At 74.3% G+C, this 18020-nt stretch carries 14 protein-coding genes and 2 pseudogenes; 5 read left to right on the plus strand and 11 right to left on the minus strand.

What is annotated here, in order from left to right:
- Positions 1-52: 52 nt before the first annotated feature.
- The gene (locus tag ACZ6Y1_RS00355; protein WP_469620043.1) at positions 53-1417 is read right to left on the minus strand and encodes a M64 family metallopeptidase; all 1365 of its coding nucleotides are present in this window, start codon (positions 1415-1417) and stop codon (positions 53-55) included.
- A 140-nt stretch (positions 1418-1557) separates the two neighbouring features.
- On the opposite strand from ACZ6Y1_RS00355, the gene ACZ6Y1_RS00360 reads away from it, so the two are divergent.
- Complete coding sequence (locus ACZ6Y1_RS00360) at positions 1558-2925, plus strand: tetratricopeptide repeat protein (RefSeq protein ID WP_469620045.1); 1368 nt, start codon at positions 1558-1560, stop codon at positions 2923-2925.
- Here ACZ6Y1_RS00360 and ACZ6Y1_RS00365 read toward each other — a convergent pair.
- From ACZ6Y1_RS00365 to ACZ6Y1_RS00385, 5 genes and pseudogenes are all read right to left on the minus strand, one after another.
- Positions 2888-3778 carry an MFS transporter gene (locus ACZ6Y1_RS00365; RefSeq protein WP_469620049.1) on the minus strand — a complete coding sequence of 297 codons (891 nt, stop codon included), beginning with the start codon at positions 3776-3778 and terminating at the stop codon, positions 2888-2890. The genes ACZ6Y1_RS00360 and ACZ6Y1_RS00365 overlap by 38 nt on opposite strands.
- A gap of 82 nt (positions 3779-3860) precedes the next feature.
- A pseudogene (locus ACZ6Y1_RS00370) lies at positions 3861-4409 on the minus strand (MFS transporter); the annotation flags it as partial.
- A gap of 81 nt (positions 4410-4490) precedes the next feature.
- Positions 4491-5042 carry a TetR/AcrR family transcriptional regulator gene (locus ACZ6Y1_RS00375; protein WP_469620052.1) on the minus strand — a complete coding sequence of 184 codons (552 nt, stop codon included), beginning with the start codon at positions 5040-5042 and terminating at the stop codon, positions 4491-4493.
- Between the two features lie 177 nt (positions 5043-5219).
- Entirely contained in the window at positions 5220-5462 is a 243-nt protein-coding gene (locus tag ACZ6Y1_RS00380; RefSeq protein WP_469620055.1) for a DUF6158 family protein, read from the minus strand.
- A 52-nt stretch (positions 5463-5514) separates the two neighbouring features.
- Positions 5515-6066, minus strand: coding sequence for a type 1 glutamine amidotransferase domain-containing protein (locus ACZ6Y1_RS00385; RefSeq protein ID WP_469620057.1), 552 nt, complete (start codon positions 6064-6066; stop codon positions 5515-5517).
- A 262-nt stretch (positions 6067-6328) separates the two neighbouring features.
- Here ACZ6Y1_RS00385 and ACZ6Y1_RS00390 point away from each other — a divergent pair, with 262 nt between their 5' ends.
- Together ACZ6Y1_RS00390 and ACZ6Y1_RS00395 are read left to right on the plus strand one after the other, a co-directional pair.
- Complete coding sequence (locus tag ACZ6Y1_RS00390; RefSeq protein WP_469620060.1) at positions 6329-6934, plus strand: TetR/AcrR family transcriptional regulator; 606 nt, start codon at positions 6329-6331, stop codon at positions 6932-6934.
- A gap of 38 nt (positions 6935-6972) precedes the next feature.
- Positions 6973-8052 (plus strand): annotated as a pseudogene (locus ACZ6Y1_RS00395) (MFS transporter); the annotation flags it as partial.
- A gap of 204 nt (positions 8053-8256) precedes the next feature.
- Here ACZ6Y1_RS00395 and ACZ6Y1_RS00400 read toward each other — a convergent pair.
- The 5 genes from ACZ6Y1_RS00400 to ACZ6Y1_RS00420 form a co-directional block, all read right to left on the minus strand.
- Positions 8257-9171, minus strand: coding sequence for a LysR family transcriptional regulator (locus ACZ6Y1_RS00400; RefSeq protein WP_469620062.1), 915 nt, complete (start codon positions 9169-9171; stop codon positions 8257-8259).
- Between the two features lie 167 nt (positions 9172-9338).
- Positions 9339-12515, minus strand: a complete 3177-nt coding sequence (locus ACZ6Y1_RS00405) for a discoidin domain-containing protein (RefSeq protein WP_469620066.1) — start codon at positions 12513-12515, stop codon at positions 9339-9341.
- 191 nt (positions 12516-12706) lie between these two features.
- Complete coding sequence (locus ACZ6Y1_RS00410) at positions 12707-12928, minus strand: hypothetical protein (protein WP_469620068.1); 222 nt, start codon at positions 12926-12928, stop codon at positions 12707-12709.
- 143 nt (positions 12929-13071) lie between these two features.
- Entirely contained in the window at positions 13072-13740 is a 669-nt protein-coding gene (locus ACZ6Y1_RS00415) for a response regulator (protein WP_469620076.1), read from the minus strand.
- Positions 13737-14852 (minus strand): sensor histidine kinase, encoded by a 1116-nt coding sequence (locus tag ACZ6Y1_RS00420; RefSeq protein WP_469620080.1) that lies wholly within the window; start codon positions 14850-14852, stop codon positions 13737-13739. Before ACZ6Y1_RS00420 ends, ACZ6Y1_RS00415 begins: the two co-directional genes overlap by 4 nt.
- Here ACZ6Y1_RS00420 and ACZ6Y1_RS00425 point away from each other — a divergent pair.
- Both ACZ6Y1_RS00425 and ACZ6Y1_RS00430 read left to right on the plus strand, forming a co-directional pair.
- Positions 14821-15375: a hypothetical protein gene (locus tag ACZ6Y1_RS00425; protein WP_469620084.1), complete on the plus strand. Its 555-nt coding sequence runs from the start codon at positions 14821-14823 to the stop codon at positions 15373-15375. The genes ACZ6Y1_RS00420 and ACZ6Y1_RS00425 overlap by 32 nt on opposite strands.
- A gap of 413 nt (positions 15376-15788) precedes the next feature.
- Complete coding sequence (locus ACZ6Y1_RS00430) at positions 15789-17987, plus strand: MMPL family transporter (RefSeq protein ID WP_469620087.1); 2199 nt, start codon at positions 15789-15791, stop codon at positions 17985-17987.
- Positions 17988-18020 lie beyond the last annotated feature (33 nt).

An 18020-nucleotide genomic window follows, 5' to 3' on the forward strand; every position in this document is an offset into this window, starting at 1 on the left:
CCACCTCGGCGCCCCGCCACGCCGCACCGCCCGGCCGCCGGCCGGGTCCGGATCAGAGCCTGACGCTCCACGCGGCCGTCGCGCGCAGGGTCTTGATGATCTTCGGGTCGCGTACGGACGGGGTGCGGTCCTCGGCCGTCACCGACAGGCGGTGCGTGCGGAGGTCGAAGAGCCGGAGTTCCGCCACGGCCACGTCAGTGCGGCCCTCGAAGCGCTTGAGCTCCTTGCCGTCGAGGTACCAGCGCACCGTCAGCCGGCGCCCGTCCGCGCCCTCCAGGACCGGGACGGCCACCTTCGCCCGGTCCCACAGCCGCAGGGTGCGGTCGGTCGGGGTAAGGGGGGTGACGATCCTGGCGTGCTGGTAGAAACCGGCGATCATCGCCTCGGTGCCCGGGAGGTTGAACGGCTTCCCGAGCACCCGCATGATCGAGTTGTCGGTGGGCCGGTACAGCCCGGTCACGTAGTAGCCGCCGCCCTCGTAGGCGCCGACCGTGCCGCCGTCCGGGGACGGCTCGCCCAGCCAGCGGTACCACTTGGCCCGCTGGGTCGCCATCCGGTCGGCGGGGAGGCCGGAGACGTTGGACTCGCCCGGCTCGGGGCCCGTGTACTTCTCGTAGTCCGGGACGCCCGGGTAGAAGTACTCGTCGGCGAGCTTGCCCAGCGAGTGGCCGGTCTCGTGGATGGCGACCTGCCCGGACTTGGGGTGGCCCGCGGAGGCGGTCGAGATCCCCTCGTATCCCAGGGTGGCGCTGCGTTCGTTGTAGCCCGCGCCGCCGTACTTGGCGCTGTTGGCCAGCACGATCACCAGGTCGGCCTGGGGCGCCTTCGCCACGTACGCGTCGACCTTGGCCTGGTCCACGCAGAGCAGCCGCTCGATGTCCTCGCACCAGAAGTACGAGCCGAGGGCGGTGTCGCGCACGGTGGCCCGGTCGGGGTCGCCGGTGACTCCGGAGTCGTGGGAGACCGCGTCGACGGTCCACACGTTGAAGAGGTTGCGGTAGGTGGTGTACGGCTCGACGGCCGTCACCTCGGCCCACTTCTGCGCCGCGTCGGCGTGGAAGCGGTCCAGTTCGGCGGCGGTGTAACCGTCCCCGATGACGACCACGTCGAGGCGGTCGGCGGTGGGGCCGCTGTCGACCAGTTTGGCGACCTCGCCGTCGGCGGCCCGTTCGGCCGGGCTCAGTCCGCCGGCGGTCTTCGCCGGTCCGGCTCCGCCCGGCGGGACCAGGACGTGCCCGGATCCGGCGTCGCCGCCCTGCTCGGGCCCCGGCACCTCGACGGCCACCCGCGGTTTCGCGGGCGGTTCGCCGCTCGCGGCGCGGGCGGGGCCCGCGGCCACCAGAACGGCCGTCGCACAGGCCGCGGCGGCGACCGCGCGCAGGGCGGCGCGAGCGCCCGGGCGTATACCGACGTCCATGAAGTCCTCCCCCGTGAAAGGCAGTTAAGCGTGCTGTTAAGTCTGGTGAAGCAGCTGCTTAAACTAGGCGGGGTGCGGGGGCCTGCGCAATGGCCCACTCCCCCTGAATACCGGGGAGTTCGAGCGATCAGGGAGTCTCCATGGACGAACCGGCCAGCATCGGACGCAGGGTTCAGCGCCTGCGCAGCGAACTCGGCCTGACCCAGCGCCAGCTGGCGGAGCCCTCCTACACCTCCGCCTACATCTCCACGCTGGAGTCGGGCAAGGTCCGCCCTTCCGAGACGGCTCTGCGCTTCCTCGCCGGGCGCCTGGGCACCTCGTACGAGGAGCTCACCACGGGCCGCCCCGCCCGCCTGGCCACCGAGCTGCGCCTCGCCCTCGCCGACGCGCAGCAGACCCTGGCCACGGGCGAGGCCGACGAGGCCGCCGACCGCTACCGGGGCCTGCTGGCCCGCGCCGAGGAGCTCGCTCTGGCGCCCGAGCAGGCGGAGGCCCGCCTCGGGCTCGGTGAATGCGCCCTGGAGTCCGGCGAACTGGCTGCGGCGATCGGCCACTTCGAGGAGGCGGAGCGGCTGCTGGCGGACGAGCCGCTCCCCCGCCGGGCCCGCCCGATCCGGGGCCGCGCCGTGGCGCACCTGCTCTCGGGCGAGCTGCGCTACGCCTGCTACCTCCTCGAATCCACCATCGACGAGCTGGGCGCGAGCGGTCTGGCCGATCCGGAGGCGCTGGTGCTGCTCTACGCCGCGGTGATCGGGCCGTACATCGACATGGGCGCCCACGCCCGGGCCGCGCGCGCCGCCGAGCTGGCGCTCGCGCTGGCTCCGCAGGTCGGCGATCCGGCGCTGGTGGCGGGCATGCACCGGCAGGTGGCGCGGACGTTCCTCGCGGAGGGCCGGGTCGCCGACGCCGACGCCTCCCTCGCCAAGGCCCAGGCGATCTACGGGCAGTTGCGGCTGCGGACCGATCTGGCGCACTGCCACTGGATGCGCGGCTACGTCCAGGCCCAGAACGGCGACCTCGCCTCGGCGGAGCGGGAACTGCGCACGGCCCGGTCCATGCTCTCGGCCCGGCGGGCCGCCCTGTACACGGCCCAGGTGGAGGTGGAGCTCGCGGACGTACTGCGCCGGCTCGGGCGGTACGAGGAGGCCACCGGGCTGCTGTCGGCGCTGCTGGAACTGGACGAGCACCACGGCGCGGTGCACGCGGGCGGCGCCCACCGGCTCCTCGGGCTGATGGCCGAGGAGCGCGGCGAGACCGGCGCCGCCGAGCGGCACTACGTGCAGGCGCTGGCGCTGCTGGAACGCAGCGGGGCGACGGGCGATCTGGCCGACCTGTGCCGGCTGCTGGGCGATCTGCTGCGGCGCACGGGCCGGGTGGAGGCGGCGCTGGACGCCTACCGCACCGGACTGGGGCACCGCGCGGCACCGGGCACCACCACGCTGGGCCCGGCGCCGGCCGGGCTGAGCCCGGTCAGTGGTTCTCGGTGGGCCGCAGGTCGTGCGGAATGAGCGTCCAGGTGGTGGCCGCGGCGGCGACCGCGAGGGCGCCGGCCATCAGGAACGCGGGTGTGATCGCCAGGGTGTAGGCGTGCGAGGCCGCGTCGAGCAGGGTCTGGCCGACCGCACCCCCGAGGCGTTCGGCGGTGTGGGCCGCCTCGCCCACGGAGTCCCGTACGGCGGCCTCGGCGGGTCCGTCCAGTTCCAGGGCGGGCAGGTTGCCCCGGTAGAGGGCGGCGGCCGTGGAGCCGAGGATGGCGACGCCCATGGCCGAGCCGAGTTCGTAGCAGGTCTCCTCGATCGCGGCGGCGCTGGAGACCTCCGCGGCGGGGGCGGCGGAGACCAGCGTCACCGAGGCCACCGTGGTCGCCGAGCCGGCGCCGAGGCCCATCACGGTCAGGGCGGCGGCGAAGGCAGGGTAGCCGAGGTCCGTGAACTGCTGGAACACCCAGGGCAGGGCCATCCCGGCGGCGAGTACAACCAGTCCGGCGCCGAGCACGTGACGGATCGCGAAGCGCTGCATGAGGGTGGGAGCCACCATCGAGGCGGCGATCAGCGCAAGGGGTGCGGGCAGCAGGCGCAGGCCCGCCTCCAGCGGGGTGTAGCCCTGGCCGTACTGGAACCACTGGGTGACGAGGAACAGGATCGCGCCCATGCCCACCATCGGCAGGAAGATCGCCGTGGCGGCGACGCTGAAGGCGGGCTTGGCGAACAGCCGCACCTGGAGCAGCGGGTTCGGCACGCGCAGCTGACGGCGCACGAAGACGGTCAGGGCCACGGCGGCGAGGAGGAGCAGACCCCAGGGCAGCGGGTCGCCGACACCGCTCTTGCCGAGCTGCTTGATGCCGCCGGCGAGGGCGAGCATGCCCACGACGGACTGGCCGACGCCCCACCAGTCCCAGGCGCCGTCGGTGCGCGGGGCGCGATTCGGGGAGGTAGCGCATGCCCGCAGCCATGATCACGGCGGCGACGGGGAGGTTCAGGAGGAAGGCGGAGTGCCAGCCGTAGTCCTGTACGAGCAGCCCGCCGATGACCGGGCCGAAGGCCATGCCGCCACCGAAGACGGCAGCCCAGACGGCGAGCGCGAAGGCGCGCTCCTTGGCGTCGGTGAAGACGCTGCGCAGGATCGACAGGGTGGACGGCATGATGGCCGCGCCGCCGACGCCGAGCAGGGCGCGGGCCGCGATCACGTGCCAGGCCTCGGTGGACGGCACGGCGATCAGCGAGGCGAGCGAGAAGATCGCGAAGCCGGCCATGAGCAGCCGCTTGCGGCCCCAGCGGTCGCCGAGGGCGCCCGCGGTGACGAGCAGGCCGGACAGGGCGAGGGCGTAGACGTCGATGATCCACAGCTGCTGGACCGCGCCCGGCTGGAGGTCGCCGACGAGGGAGGGGAAGGCCACGTTGAGGATCGTGGTGTCCATGGAGATCAGCAGGAGGCTGCCGGACAGGATCGCGAGGACGATCCAGCGGCGGGCGTCCTGCGTGGGGGTGTGCATGGGAATCCGTTCAGGGTTGAGCGGGGCTGGGGTGCGAGGGCCCGCGGTCACGGGTTCGGGGTTCGGGTCCGGCCGTCCGCGCTAGGCGGTGGGCCGTACGCCGCCGAGGAAGGAGGTCAGGACCAGGTGGCCGATCTGGCGGGGCGCGAGGTGGCCGTCGCGCACGCCTTCGGCGGCGGCGTCGAGCAGGCCCCAGAGCGAGTACCAGATCCAGTAGGGCGGGAGGTCGGCGCGCAGCCGCCCCAGCCGCTGGCCCAGCGCGAGGAAGGCGAGGGCCCGCTGGTCCTGCCGGTCCACGCCGGCCCGGAACTCGGGGTCGGCGAGCACGGTGGCGTCGCGCGAGGTGAAGCCGTACAGGTGCGCGGCGGGCAGCAGGGCGACGACCAAATCCTCCAGGGCGGCGTCGAAGGCGGCCCCGTCGGCGCTCTGCGGCAGGTCGGCCGGGGTGAGGCAGGCGTCGACCACCTGGATGGCCCGCACGGCGACGGCCTTCAGCAGGGCCTCGCGGGTCGCGTAGCGGCGGCCGAGGGTGGCGCGGCTGGTGCCGATGCCCGCGGCGATCTGCACCATCGAGGCGCTGTGGTCGCCGGCGAGGACACGGGCTGCCGCGTCCAGCAGTTCTTCTTCACGCACGAGAGTGAACCTCCTTCACCTCGGATGATACAAAATTGTCTCACCTGAGGCGAAGAAGGTCCACTCCTTTACCCTGCGTCTCCCGGGTCACGGGTCACGGGTCACGGGTCACGGGTCACGGGTGTCAACGGGTCACGGGGCACGCGGCACGGGCCGAGCCGGGGCCGGCGGCCCGGCCTATTCCTCGCCGGTGCGCGCGCGTGCGCCGTCGCGGGTGCGGGACGCGGTCTGGGCGCGCTGCGGGTGGCGGCGTACGTACTCGTGCTCCAGCTCGTTCATCCGCTTGGTGTGGGTGACCAGGGCGTCGTCGGACCCGTGCAGCAGGGTCTCGTGGCGCGTGCGGTGGATGGCCTCCAGCTCCTTGAGGAGCCTGCCCTCCTCCAGCTTGCTCGCCGACGGACCGCCGTCGTGCTCCGTCATGTCGCGTGCACCTCCTCGGCACGAGTCCTGCGGACTTCGCCCCCCGCCTCCATCATGCGCCGCCGGGGCCCCGGCCGCCGATCTCCGCCACGAGCGCGCCGCAGAACGCCTTGAGGTCGCGCGGTCGGCGGCTGGTGATCAGGGTGGCCGGCGCCGCACGGCAGACGTGGACCGCCTCGTCGACCCAGGCGCCGCCGGCGTTGCGGATGTCGGTGGCGAGGCTGGGGTACGAGGTCAGGGTCCTGCCGCGCACCACGTCGGCCTCGACCAGGATCCAGGGGGCGTGGCAGATCGCGGCGACCGGGCGGCCCGTGCCGAAGAACTCCCGGACGAACGCGACGGCCCGCCGGTCCATGCGCAGGGCGTCGGGGTTGGCAAGACCTCCGGGCAGCACCAGCGCGTCGAAGGTCTCGGCCGGGTCCTCGCCCAGGACGTGGTCGACGGCGTGGGCCCCGGCCTTGTCGAGGTGGTGGTAGGCGCGGACGACGCCCGGTTTCGTGGAGACCAGCCGGGGGATCGAGCCGGCCTCCAGTACGGCCTTCCAGGGCACGGTCAGTTCGACTTCCTCGACGCCCTCGGGCGCCGTCAGGAACGCGATGCGCATGCGGGTGGCCTCCTTCCCTCCTCCCAGGGTGCCCGCCCGGGCAGCACCCGGGCGCGCGGGAGCCCGCGAATGGGGGGTGCGGCGCCGCGGGCGGCCGCGCAGCAGGCGCCGATCACGGCACCCGTCGGCAGCGGAGCCTGCCATGGTGGCCGGCCCTGGCTGACCCGGAGCGCCCCGTAGGCCCGTTGGCCCGTTGGCCCGTTGGCCCGTTGGCCCGTTGGCGTGAGTAGACATTGTCTACTCACGCTGGTAGACAGTGTCCATGGACGAGCAGGAGAAACCGCTCCGGGAGCGGCTGATCGACGTGGGCGTGGAGCTCGTGACGACCGAGGGCACCGCCTCCCTCGGGCTGCGGGAGATCGCCCGCCGGGCCGGGGTCTCACACGGGGCGCCGCGCCGGTACTTCCCCACCCACCACTCCCTGCTGTCGGCGATCGCCCGGCGCGGGTTCGCGGATCTCGGCGCGCGGTTCGCGGCGGCGTGCGCCGGGCAGCCCTCCCCGCGCGGGCAGGTGCGGGCCCTGGGGACCGCGTACGTCGGCTACGCGCTGGAGCGGCGCGGGATGTTCGAGCTGATGTTCCGCCACGACCTGCTCGACAGCACCGGGCAGGAGCCCACGGGCGGGCCGGGGCTGCGGGAATCGACGCTCCCGCTCTTCGGGATGCTCGTCTCGCTCGTCTCCAGCTGCGGGGCGGCGCAGCCGCAGGTCACGGCGGCCGCGCTGTGGGCCAACCTGCACGGCGTGGCGCAGTTGTGGGGCTGGGGCAGCCTGCCGCTGGTGGTGGCGGACGCGGGGATCCCCGTCGAGCGGCTGGTCGAGGCGGCGCTGGACGCGCACCTCGGCCCGGCCTCCGGGAGCCCCTCGTGAGGCCCCGGATCGCGCTGGTCGTCAGCGTGGCCGGCGCCATGGTCGTGGCGCTGGACGGCACGGTGCTGAGCGTGGCGCAGCCCAGCCTGCGGCGTGACCTCGGGGCGAGCCTCGCGCAGGTGCAGTGGACCAGTACCGCCTATCTCCTCGCGGTGGCCGCGTTCCTCGTCGTCGCCGGGCGGCTGGGCGACCGGTACGGGCACACCCGGCTGCTGTTCACCGGCGTTCTCGGCTTCGCCGCGGCTTCGGCGGGCATCGCGTACGCGCCCGGCGTGGGCTGGGTGATCGCGCTGCGCGGCGCCCAGGGGGTGTTCGGGGCGCTGCTCCAGCCCGCCACGCTGGCACTGCTGCGCCTCGCCTATCCGCCGGAGCGGCTCGGCACCCCGGTCGCGGTGCGGACCAGCGCCATCGGGGTGGCCGCCGCGGCCGGTCCGCTGCTGGGCGGTGCGCTGGTCGGACAGTGGGGCTGGCGGGCCGTGTTCGTGATCAACGTGCCGGTGGCGCTGCTGATCGCCGTGCTGACCCTCGCCGTACGGGCGCCCGCGCCCGCCCGCGAGGGGTACGGGCGGCTGGAGTTCACCGGTTCGGCCCTGCTCACGGCGGCGCTCGCGGTGTTCGTGCACGCGCTGGTCGGGGTGCCCGCGTACGGGTGGCTCTCCTGGCCGACAGTGCTGGGGCTCGGCGCCACGGCCGGGCTCGCGGTGGTGTTCGTAGGCCGTGAACGGCGGGCCGCCCGGCCGCTGGTGCCGGCCGCCGTGGCGCGCTCGGTGCCGGTGGCCGCGTCGATCGGGCTGCTGCTGGCCGTGTCCGCGGGGCTGTTCGGGGCGCTGTTCACGGCGACGTTCCGGCTCCAGGACGCCCAGGGCCTCGATCCGCTCGCCACCGGGCTGCGGGTGCTGCCGCTGACGCTGGCGATGGTCGCCGGGGCTCCGGTGGCCGGGCTCGCGCTGCGCCGGTTCGGGCCGCGGCGCACCGCGCTCACCGGTGCGGGCCTGGTGGCGCTCGGCATCGCGGGGCTGGGCTCGGCTTCCGGGACGGCTTTCGGGGTGCTGGGCGCCGGGTTCACCACCGTGATGGTCACCGCCACCGGGACCGTGGTCGGTGAGGCGCCGGCCGGGTACGCGGGGGTGATCGGAGGTCTCAAGCAGACGGCGATGAACGTGGGCCCGGCGCTGGGCATCGCGGTCGCGGCGGGCGCGGGGGCCGGCCCGCTCTCCCTCGCGGCTCTGGCCGCGCTTGCCCTCGCCGGACTGGTGCCGGCGTCACTGCTGCCCGCGTCACCACTGGCCGCGTCACCACTGGCCGCGCCACTGCCGGCCGCGTCACTGCCGGCCGGCGCCGGCCGCGCGGGCCGTGCAGCTGCGGGCGACTTCGTCGGCGAAGGCGAGGGCCGGCGGGGCGAGGGCGGACCAGCGGCGGACCGCCCAGCCGACGGCGAGGGGCGGCAGGCCGGGGACGGGGACGAGCCTGAGCGGGCCGTCGGAGCCGGGGACCCGCCAGCCGGGCAGCGCGGGCACGACGGCGTGGCCCAGGCCCAGTTCGGCCAGTAGCAGGGCCGTGTCCCAGTCGGCCACGCTCGTGTCGGAGCGGACCCGGATGCCGGATTCCGCGAGGGCGGCGTCGAGGTGGGCTCGGGAGGTGGAGTTCTCCGGGAGCCGGATGTGGCGGATCCCGGCGAGGTCGGCCGGCTCGATGCGGGCGCGGGCCGCGAGGGGGTCGTCGGCGCCGACCGCGAGCACCCACGGCAGTTCCATGACCGGGCGCTGCTCGATGCCGCGGACCGGCGCCCCGATGGTGATCCAGGCGAGGTCGAGGTCGTCGGCGGCGAGGGCGTCGAAGCAGCTGCGGCTGGAGTTCTCGGTCTGGAACTCCAGGCTGACCCCGGGGTGGCGGCGGCGGAAGGTGACGACGGCCTCGGACATGAAGTGGCGCACGGTGGTGGCCCCCGTGGTGACGCGCACCGTACCGGCGCCTCCTCCGGCGAGTTCGTCCAGGCGGCGCAGGGCCCCGTCGAGACCCGCGATCCCGTCGGCGGCGGCCGCCTGCAGGATGCGGCCCGCCTCGGTGGGCACGACGCCGCGGGCGTGACGTTCCAGCAGGCTCATGCCGGTGCGCTTCTCGAGCCGGCGGACGTGCTGGCTGACGGCGGACTGGGTACGGCCGAGGTCGCGGGCGACGGCGCTGAGGCTGCCCGCGCGGCAGACGGCCACGAACACACGGAGATCGTCCAGGGTCACGTGACCCAAGGTATCGCTTGGATGCGGGGAGCAAACCGGAGGATTGACTTGGGTTTTGGACTGGCCCAGGATCGTTGCAGGCCCGGGCGGCAACCCGTCCGACGCCTCCGCCTGGGGTCCGGACCCCAGGCGGAGGCGAGGACGGGTGCCGACCCGTCAGCGGTGGCTCACGGTGTGAAGGTCCACCGCTGGGCCGGGGTGCTGTCGCAGGCGGTACGGGTGAGGGCGGTGCCGTCGGCGGTGGCGGAGCCGACCGGGGCCAGGCACTGGCCGGCGTTGCGCAGCGTGCTCTGGGGGCCTGCCTGCCAGATCTGGCCGGCGCTGCCGTCGCAGGTCTGGACGGTCACCCGGGAGGCCTTCGCGGCGTCGAGACAGACCCCCGCGAGGCCGGTGAGGCGGCCGTCGGGCTGGAGGGTCCAGCGCTGGTTGGGGCCGCCGTGGCAGGGGTAGAGGGTGGGTTCGGTGCCCGGGGCGGTGGCGCTGTGCGGGAGGTCGGCGCAGGTCGCGGAGGCCGCGTTGACGAGTTCGGCGTCGGCCGGGAGCGGGGCCGGGCGGCCGGTGAGGGTGATCTCGGCGGCGCTGCTCCAGGGGCCCCGGCCGCCCGCCTCGGTGAGGGCCCTGAGGCGGACGTAGCGGCCGGCCTTCGGGGAGAGGGCCGTGTTCTTGGCTGTCGCCGTGTCGGCGAAGGTGCCGCTCGCCACCGGGGTCCCCCAGTCCGCGGTGGTGTCGGAGACGTAGACCTCGTAGGAGCCGATCCGTCCGTTGACCCCGCCGTCCTGCCGCGGCAGGTAGCCGAGGCCGTCGACGGTGTGGCGGGCCCCGAGGTCGATCTGGATCTCGTGCGGGAGCGCGGCGGGCTTCGAGGAGGACCAGGCGGTGTGCCACATCGTCGCCGGGTTCCCGTCGATGGCGTTCGCCGCGGCGCCGTTCTCGGCGGCGGTCTCCTGGCTGTCGGCGTACACCAGGGACCAGGCCGACCGGTCGATCGGCGAGGGGGAGGGCAGGGCTTCGGCCGCGGGGACGCTCGTGCCGGTGGCCGAGACGCTGAACGCGCCCGTCTTCGTACCGGTCTTGACCCACAGGACACCGGAGCGGTCGGCGGCGTCGAAGAACCATCCGGTCGCGGCCGCGTCGTAGGCGGCCTTGGAGACCTGCCGGGTCAGTGCGGCGCCGTCCACCGTGACGGCGGCGGGCGCGGAGGCGACGTGGAGGGTGAACTCGTAGCCGCGGGAGGCCGGTTTGCCGGCGTAGTCACCGGTCGGGGCGCCCACGGAGACGGTGACCGCACCGGAGCCGCCGGTGGGGGCGGTGACGTCGACCCGCTGGCGGGCGTAGGCCCCGGACTGGTGGGCGCGGGTGCGGCCGTCGTCCTCGTACAGGCTGAAGGAGGAGGCGCCGCGCGGGTGGATGTCGTAGGTGAGCGTGGAGACCGGCTTCTCGCCCGTGAAGTTCATCTGCGGCCACATGGGCACGATGCCGCCGCCCTTGACGAAGAGGGGCAGGGTGTCGAGGGGCGCCTGGTAGCCGTTCAGCCAGCCGGGGCCCGCGTACGTCTTCCCGGTCCAGTAGTCGGTCCAGCTCCCTGCGGGCAGGTAGATGCCGTCGCGGACCGAGGTGTCGGAGACGACGGGCGCGACGAGGAGGGAGTCGCCGGCCATGAACTGGCCGCTGGTGAGGTTGCCGCGGGCCACCGGGTCGTCGGGGTACTCCAGGACCATCGCGCGGGTGCTGGGGACGCCGCTCTCGTGGGCGACGCGGCTCATCGTGTAGAGGTACGGCATCAGCCGCATCTTCAGCTGGAGGTACTTGCGGTTGATGGAGAGGTACGGCTCGGCGAAGCGCCAGGGCTGCTTGTCCTGGTATCCGGCGGACGGATTGGTCGCGCCCCAGCCCGACATGGTCATGAAGGCCGGGGTGAGGGCCTTCCACTGGAGGTCGCGCGTGTACGTCTTGGGGCTGCCGCCGAAGATGCCGTCGACGTCGCCGGAGGCGTAGTTGAGGCCCGACAGGCCCGCGCCGGCGATGGCGGGGACGTGCCAGCGCATGTCGTCCCAGGTGCCGTAGGTGTCACCGGTCCAGACGACGGCGTTGCGCTGGGTGCCGGCCCAGCCGTCGACGGTCCAGACGTAGCGGCGGGCGTCGGAGTTCTTCTCGATGCCGTCGACGGCCTGCTGGACGCCCTGGAAGGCGGTCTTGTAGCCACCGCCGATCCAGGCCACGTCGGTCTTCACGCCGCGGGTGCCGGCGGTGCCGACCTCGTCGGCGATGGAACCGAGGCCTGTGGAGGTCCACAGGCCGGTCTCGAAGCCCTTGGCCTTCAGGGCGTCGACGGTCGATTTGAGGGGCGCGGTGTAGCCGCAGCCGTAGCCGTCGTTGGGCAGGAACCAGCCCGAGGGCATGTCGGCGGCGCGCGCGTCGGTGGCGTACCCGACGACATCCGGGGTGGTCTGGTGGCGCAGCCGGTCGTGGTCGCCCTGGTAGGCGGGGTTGGAGGCGTTGAAACAGTCCGCGTTGCCCAGCTCGAAGCCCCACATCGGCGCCATGAACGGTTTGCCGCTGACGTCGGTGTAGGCGTCGAGCACGGACTTGAGGGAGTCCCCGGTGAAGTACCAGGCGTCGAAGCGCTTCTCGTCGTGGGCGAGGGTGCTGGGCGCGTTGAATCCGTAGGAACCCGGGGCCCAGGTGTTGCGCATGACGCCGTAGCCGTTGGTGGACATGTAGAAGGGGGCGGGGCTGGCGTTGTCGTTCTCGCGCCATTTGTTGTCCACGGCCACGGGGACGGTCTTGCCGCGCAGCGCCCATTCGCCGAGTCGCAGGCCGGTGCCGTAGAACTGCTCGTCGGCGCCGCGGGCCAGGTACTGGGTGGTCCGGCTGTTGGTCCAGCTGGTGGGCTGCGTCTCCTGCCAGACCGGGGTGGTGTTGTCGGCGCGGTAGACGGAGAACTGGAGGGGTGATTTGTTCACCCGGATCGACAGGGCTCCCGTGGTGATCCGGTAGTACGTGCCCGCGTCCGCATAGCCGGTGGCGACCGGGCCGAAGTCGGTGGTCGGGGCGAGGTCGGAGCCGGCCGGGTCGTTGGTGAAGGTCCCGTCCGGGGAGAGCCAGAGCCGGAAGATGTCGGAGCGGGCGACGACCACGCGGGCCTTGGCGCCGCCGGAGGCGGTGACGGTGAAGGTGTTCCCGGACTGGGTGAAGCCGGTGACGTCGCCCGCCGTCGCGGCGGGGGCCGCGGACGCCGGTGTGGCGACGGGTCCGGCGGCGGCCAGACCCAGGACGGTGAGGGCGCCGGCGAGCAGGGCGGCGCGCAGGCGGCCGGCCCGGGGGCGGATGCGGGGCAGTCTCATGGGGCAGCTCCTCGTGCGGTCCGGATCACGAACTCAGCTCTTTGGCATGCACCTGGCAACTTGCACGGGCAACATAGCGCCCGCGAGGCTCCACTTGAAGGATGATGCTCGAAATTGCCACTGATCAAGCAACTTTGAGCACGGAAAGGGCGCGCACCTCACCGGCACGGCCGGGTGGACCGCAGGGCTGCCTAGCTTCCGGAGCCCTGGAGCACGACCGTCAGTACGGGCGCGGCCGGGGAGATCCGCCGGTGGCCGCAGGGCTCGAAGGCCAGTACCACCGGCTCCCCCGGCCGCTGGCGCCAGGAGATCCGCTCCGCCGCTCCCCCGCACACCGGGCAGCAGGGCAGCGGGCCGGGCTCCGGCGGGCACTCGGGGGCGGCCGCGAGGGGCGTGGGGTGCGGATCGCGCATGGAGGCTCCCTGCTGGTGCGGGTGGTCTGATCGCACTGTGCCATGGCGGGGCCCGTCACCGCACGGGCGGATCCTCCAGTGTTCTGGCTGGTCAGAGGTGTGGTCGGCAGGGGGATTCCGGTCTTCTTGGGGGCACTTGGTGATCAACCGCTCCCGCCCGCGGCCGACACCAGGCCGGATTCGTAGGCCGCGATCACCGCTTGCGCCCGGTCGCGGACGCCGAGCTTGCCGAAGACACCGGTGATGTGGTTCTTGACCGTGGACACGCTGATGTCCAGTTCCCGGGCGATCTCGGCGTTGTCGAATCCGGTGGCCAGCAACTGCCAGATCTGCAGCTCGCGCGGGGTCAGCTCGGCGGGCACCGCTGCCGCCGTCGGGCGGGTGCGCGCGGGGGTGCGGACGTACGCGGCGATCAGCCGGGTGAGCAGCCTCGGCGCGACGGCGGCCTCTCCGGTGTGCACGGTGCGGACGGCCGCGCCGAGCTCCTCCGGGGAGACGTCCTTGGGCAGGAAGCCGTACGCGCCGGCGCGCAGGGCCGCGACCACGTACTCGTCCATGTCGAAGGTGCTGAGGGCCAGGACGCGGGCTTCGGGGAAGGTCCGGGCCAGCTCCTCGGTGGCCTTGACCCCGTCGAGGACCGGCATCCGGATGTCCATGACGACCACGTCGGGCTTGAGCTCGGCGGCGAGGGCGACGGCCTGGGCGCCGTCCTCGGCCTCGCCGACCACCTCGAACTCGGGATCGGGGCCGAGGATCAGCGCGAGGCCGCGGCGCACCAGCGGCTGGTCGTCCGCGATGAGGATCCGGATCACCGGGTCGCCTCCGCCTCGGCGGGGGCCGGGAGGCGGGCCGCGACCCGGAAGCCGCCGCCGTCCGCGGCACCGGCCTCCAGGGTTCCGCCCTGGAGGGCGACGCGCTCGCGCATGCCGATCAGCCCGTACCCGGGCCGGTGGGCGGGCCGGTGGCCGGGCCGGGCTCCGGCCGGGGTCCCCGTGCCGTCGTCGCGGACCTCCACCGCCACCTCGCCGGGCCCGTAGGTGAGCCGGACCGTGGCACTGGCACCGGCCGCGTGCTTGCGGGTGTTCGTCAGCGCCTCCTGCACGATGCGGAAGACGGTCAGGCCGACGGTCGGCGGCAGCGGGCGGACCGGGCCGTCCACGGTGAACTCGGTCTCCGTCCCCGACAGCCGGGCCTCGGCCACGATCCGCCCGAGGTCCGCGGCGCCGGGCTGCGGGGCGGTCGGAGCGTCCTCCGGTTCATCACCGGCCCGCAGCACGTCGAGGAGCTGGCGCATCTCGCGCAGGGCGAGCCGCCCCGAACCCTCCAGGGTGACGAGGGCCTCGCGGGCCACCTCCGGATCGTGCGCCAGGTTGGCGCGGGCCCCACCCGCCATCAGCTGCATGGTGGTGATGTGGTGGGCGACGATGTCGTGCAGCTCGCGGGCGATCCGGCGGCGTTCCTCGGCCACCGCGCGGTCGGCGAGGAGCCTGCGGTGGTTCTCGGCCTCCCGCTCGCGGCGGTTGACGACCTCGGCCGCGCCGACGGCGAGCAGGGTGACGAAGGCGTTCCCGAACAGGCCCCACCAGCCGAAGGGCAGGGGCCAGCCGCTCTGGCCCACGGGTATGAGCGGTACCGCGGCCAGGGCCGCCACCGCGCTCACGGCCGGGCGGCGGTACCTCGCCACCGAGTAGAGGGCGGCCACCAGGGTGAGGCCGAAGTGCGGGGAGTGCGGCGTGGCCAGGTTCAGCAGCACGCCGAGGGCCAGGACCGCGGCGAGGACCGACACCGGGTAGCGGCGACGGGCGAGCAGCGGCAGCCCGGACACCACGGCGATGACCGCCGCGCCGACGGTGAGGGACGCGCCGTCGGAACGGGAGCCCAGGGAGAAACCGATGAGGTCGGTGGCGGCGGCCCCGACGGCCACGAGGGCGTCGTTCCGCGTCCAGGCGGCCCACCGCGCGCCCCCGACCGGCCCCGACCCGCCGCCCACTCCCCGGGCCGGGGCCGGGGCCGGGGCCAGGCCCGGCGGCGGGACCGAGGCCGAAGCCGAAGCCGAGGCCGAAGCCGAAGCCGGAGCCGAAGCCGAAGCCGAAGCCGAAGCCGAAGCCGAAGCCGGAGCCAAGGCCGGAGCCGAAGCCGAAGCCGAAGCCGAGGCCGAAGCCGGAGCCGGAGCCGAGGCCGGAGCCGAAGCCGAAGCCGAAGCCGAGGCCGGAGCCGAAGCCGAAGCCGAAGCCGGAGCCGGAGCCGAAGCCGAAGCCGAAGCCGAGGCCGAAGCCGGAGCCGGAGCCGGAGCCGAGGCCGGAGCCGGAGCCGGAGCCGGAGCCGAGGCCGGAGCCTCGGGCGCCGCCGGGGTTCGACTGCCGACCTGGGTCCGGCCGACGGCCGGGAGCTGGACCGCAGCCGAGGACCGGCCGGAGACCGGGGACGGGCCGGAGACCGGAGACTGACCCGCCGCCGGAGACTGGCCGGAGGCCGAGGAGCGGCCCGTGGCAGGGGGGCGGGGGGTGGCTTCGGGGGTGGGGCCGGGCGGCACCTCGTGCTCGGCCGAGCACGGCGTGCCCGACGCCTCGTCGACAACCATCGTCGCAGGTCCTCCCCCTCCGGCCGGCCCTCCCGGCGGGTGCCGGCGGGCGCGCGGCCGCGCTTTCCGGTGGTCCATTCTGGCATCGGCGGCGGCCCCCGCCATCGGCCCCGGGCCGGATCCGGACCAGGACCCCGGTCCTGGTCGCGGCCCGCCCCCGGACCCCGGTACCGGCGCCGGGATCCTCCCGCGACCCGACGTCTTCCGGGCCCGGCCCTGATGGTCTGGAGTCAGGCCGGGAAATCCCCCGGCCGGCACCGCACCGACCTGAGGAGACCAGTGATCCGCGCCCTGACCGGAGTCTCGACGAGGCATCCGTGGAAGGTCATCGCCCTCTGGGCGGTCCTCGGCATCGCCCTGACCATCCTGGGCCAGGCGACCGTCTTCCGCGCCACCCAGAGCGGCACCGGCGGCTTCCTGCCCGCGCAGTACGACTCGGCCGCCGCCCTGCGGATCGCCGAGGACCGCTTCGGGGCCGATCCCGACGCCAACCCCCTGACCGTGCTGGTGGCCCGGTCCGACGGCGCACCGCTCGGCGCCGCCGACGAGGCCCGCATCGACGCGGAGGCCGCGCGGCTGGCCCGGACCCGGGTCGCCATGCCCCGGACCGAGGAGACGATGCCCTTCGCGCAGGACCATTCGCAGCTCCCGCGGGTCGCCCCCGCCATGACGGCCCCCGACCGCTCCTTCCGGCTGCTGTCCGCCGAACTCACCGGCAACCCGGCCGATCCGGGGCTGCTCGACACCTACCGTGCCTTCCGGGATTCCGTACGCGAGCAATTCGCCCGGGAAGGTTTCCGTACGGGCTTCACCGGCGGCCTCGCCGACCGGACCGACACGGCGGACGCCGAGAAGACCAGGACGATGGTGGTCGGCATCCTCATGCTCGGGGTCATCATCCTCCTGCACGTACTGGTCTTCCGCAGCCTCCTCGCCGCCCTGCTGCCGCTGCTCGCCGTGACGGTCATCGGCGGGGCCGCGGCCGGTGTCGTGGTGTGCGCCGCGCTGCTGACCGGGACCGGACTGGCCGACTCCACACCGGGGCTGATCAACGTGGTGCTGGTGGGCATCGGCATCGACTACTTCCTCTTCCTGCTCTTCCGCTTCCGCGAGCAGTTGCGGCGCGACCCGGAGCAGTCGGGCCGCGCGGCGGCCGCCGAGGTCGCGGGACGCGTGGGTACGGCGATCACCTCCGCGGCGCTGACGATCGTCGCCGCGTTCGCCACGCTCGGGGTGGCCTCCTTCGGCCAGTTCCGGGTGCTCGGCCCGGCCATCGCCCTGTCTGTCCTGGTGATGCTGCTGGGCAGCCTGACCTTCATGCCGGCCCTTCTCGCGGTCGCCGGCCGCAGGATGTTCTGGCCCTCCCGCTCCCTGAAGCACGCACCGCGGCCGGGCGCCGCCGCGGGGACGGGTGAGCTGGTGGCGCGGCGGCCGCTCGTACTGGTCCTCGCCTCGGTGGCGCTGCTCGGCGCGCTGGCCGCCGGAATGCTGGGCATGCGGATGGACTACGGGCAGGGCGGCGCGGGCGGGGAGCGCACCGCCGCGGCCGTCACCGCGGCGGAGGTCGCGCGGGCACTGCCGGCCGGGGTCTCGGACCCGACCAGCGTGTTCGTCACGGCGAAGGACGGCTCCGTACTCGACGCCGAGCGGCTGGGCGGGCTGTCGAGGGCGCTCGCCGGGGTCCGGGGTGTGGGCCGGGTCGCGGGCACCGTGCTGAGCGAGGACCGCAGGGCGGCGCGGATCGACCTCTTCCTGACGGCCGACTCGCAGACGCAGGAGGCCCGTGACCTGGCCTCCGGGCCGGTACGGCAGGCGGTCGCGGCGAACACGCCGGCCGGTACGGAGGCCCATGTGGGGGGCACCGCCGCCCTGTTCGCCGACATCTCGGCGGCCGTGGACGAGGACCTGAAGGTGGTCTTCCCGGTGGCGGCCGCGCTGATCGCGCTGATCCTGTTCGCGCTGCTGCGCAGCCTGCTCGCCCCGGTGATCCTGCTGGCCGCCGTCGGGCTGGGCTTCGCCGCGACGCTCGGCGCGTCGACCCTGCTCTTCCAGCACGCGCTGGGGCGGGCCGGGGTGGACTTCACGCTGCCGCTGGTGCTGTTCCTGTTCGTGGTCGCGCTGGGCACGGACTACAACATCCTGATGAGCGACCGGATCCGGGAGGAGATGGAGCGGCCCGGTCCGGCCCGCGCGGCGGTGGGGCGGGCCGTCCGGCACACGGCGCCGGCCATCGCGACGGCGGGTCTGGTGCTGGCCGCGTCCTTCGGGAGCCTGGCGGTCAATCCGGCCCCGTCGACGCAGCAGATCGGTTTCGCGACGGCCCTCGGGATCCTGTTCTCGGCCTTCGTCCTGTCGATCGTGCTCGTGCCCGCGGTGGCCGCCCTGCTGGGGCGGGCCACGTGGTGGCCGGTGCGGCCGCGCCCGGCCCGCGGGGCCGCCGGTCCGGAGCGCGCCCCGGACCGGGTCCTGGTCGGCTGAGCACACCGCACCGGCTCGGGCGCGACGGACGCC

The sequence above is a fragment of the Streptomyces sp. NPDC053432 genome (genome assembly GCF_055585365.1).

Excerpts from the sequence above, each read along its gene's own strand:
- ACZ6Y1_RS00355 (WP_469620043.1), bottom strand. The coding sequence starts at position 1,417 with ATGGACGTCGGTATACGCCCGGGCGCTCGCGCCGCCCTGCGCGCGGTC.
- ACZ6Y1_RS00360 (WP_469620045.1), top strand. The coding sequence starts at position 1,558 with ATGGACGAACCGGCCAGCATCGGACGCAGGGTTCAGCGCCTGCGCAGC.
- ACZ6Y1_RS00365 (WP_469620049.1), bottom strand. The coding sequence starts at position 3,778 with ATGCTCGCCCTCGCCGGCGGCATCAAGCAGCTCGGCAAGAGCGGTGTC.
- ACZ6Y1_RS00380 (WP_469620055.1), bottom strand. The coding sequence starts at position 5,462 with ATGACGGAGCACGACGGCGGTCCGTCGGCGAGCAAGCTGGAGGAGGGC.
- ACZ6Y1_RS00385 (WP_469620057.1), bottom strand. The coding sequence starts at position 6,066 with ATGCGCATCGCGTTCCTGACGGCGCCCGAGGGCGTCGAGGAAGTCGAA.
- ACZ6Y1_RS00390 (WP_469620060.1), top strand. The coding sequence starts at position 6,329 with ATGGACGAGCAGGAGAAACCGCTCCGGGAGCGGCTGATCGACGTGGGC.
- ACZ6Y1_RS00405 (WP_469620066.1), bottom strand. The coding sequence starts at position 12,515 with ATGAGACTGCCCCGCATCCGCCCCCGGGCCGGCCGCCTGCGCGCCGCC.
- ACZ6Y1_RS00410 (WP_469620068.1), bottom strand. The coding sequence starts at position 12,928 with ATGCGCGATCCGCACCCCACGCCCCTCGCGGCCGCCCCCGAGTGCCCG.
- ACZ6Y1_RS00425 (WP_469620084.1), top strand. The coding sequence starts at position 14,821 with ATGAGGTCGGTGGCGGCGGCCCCGACGGCCACGAGGGCGTCGTTCCGC.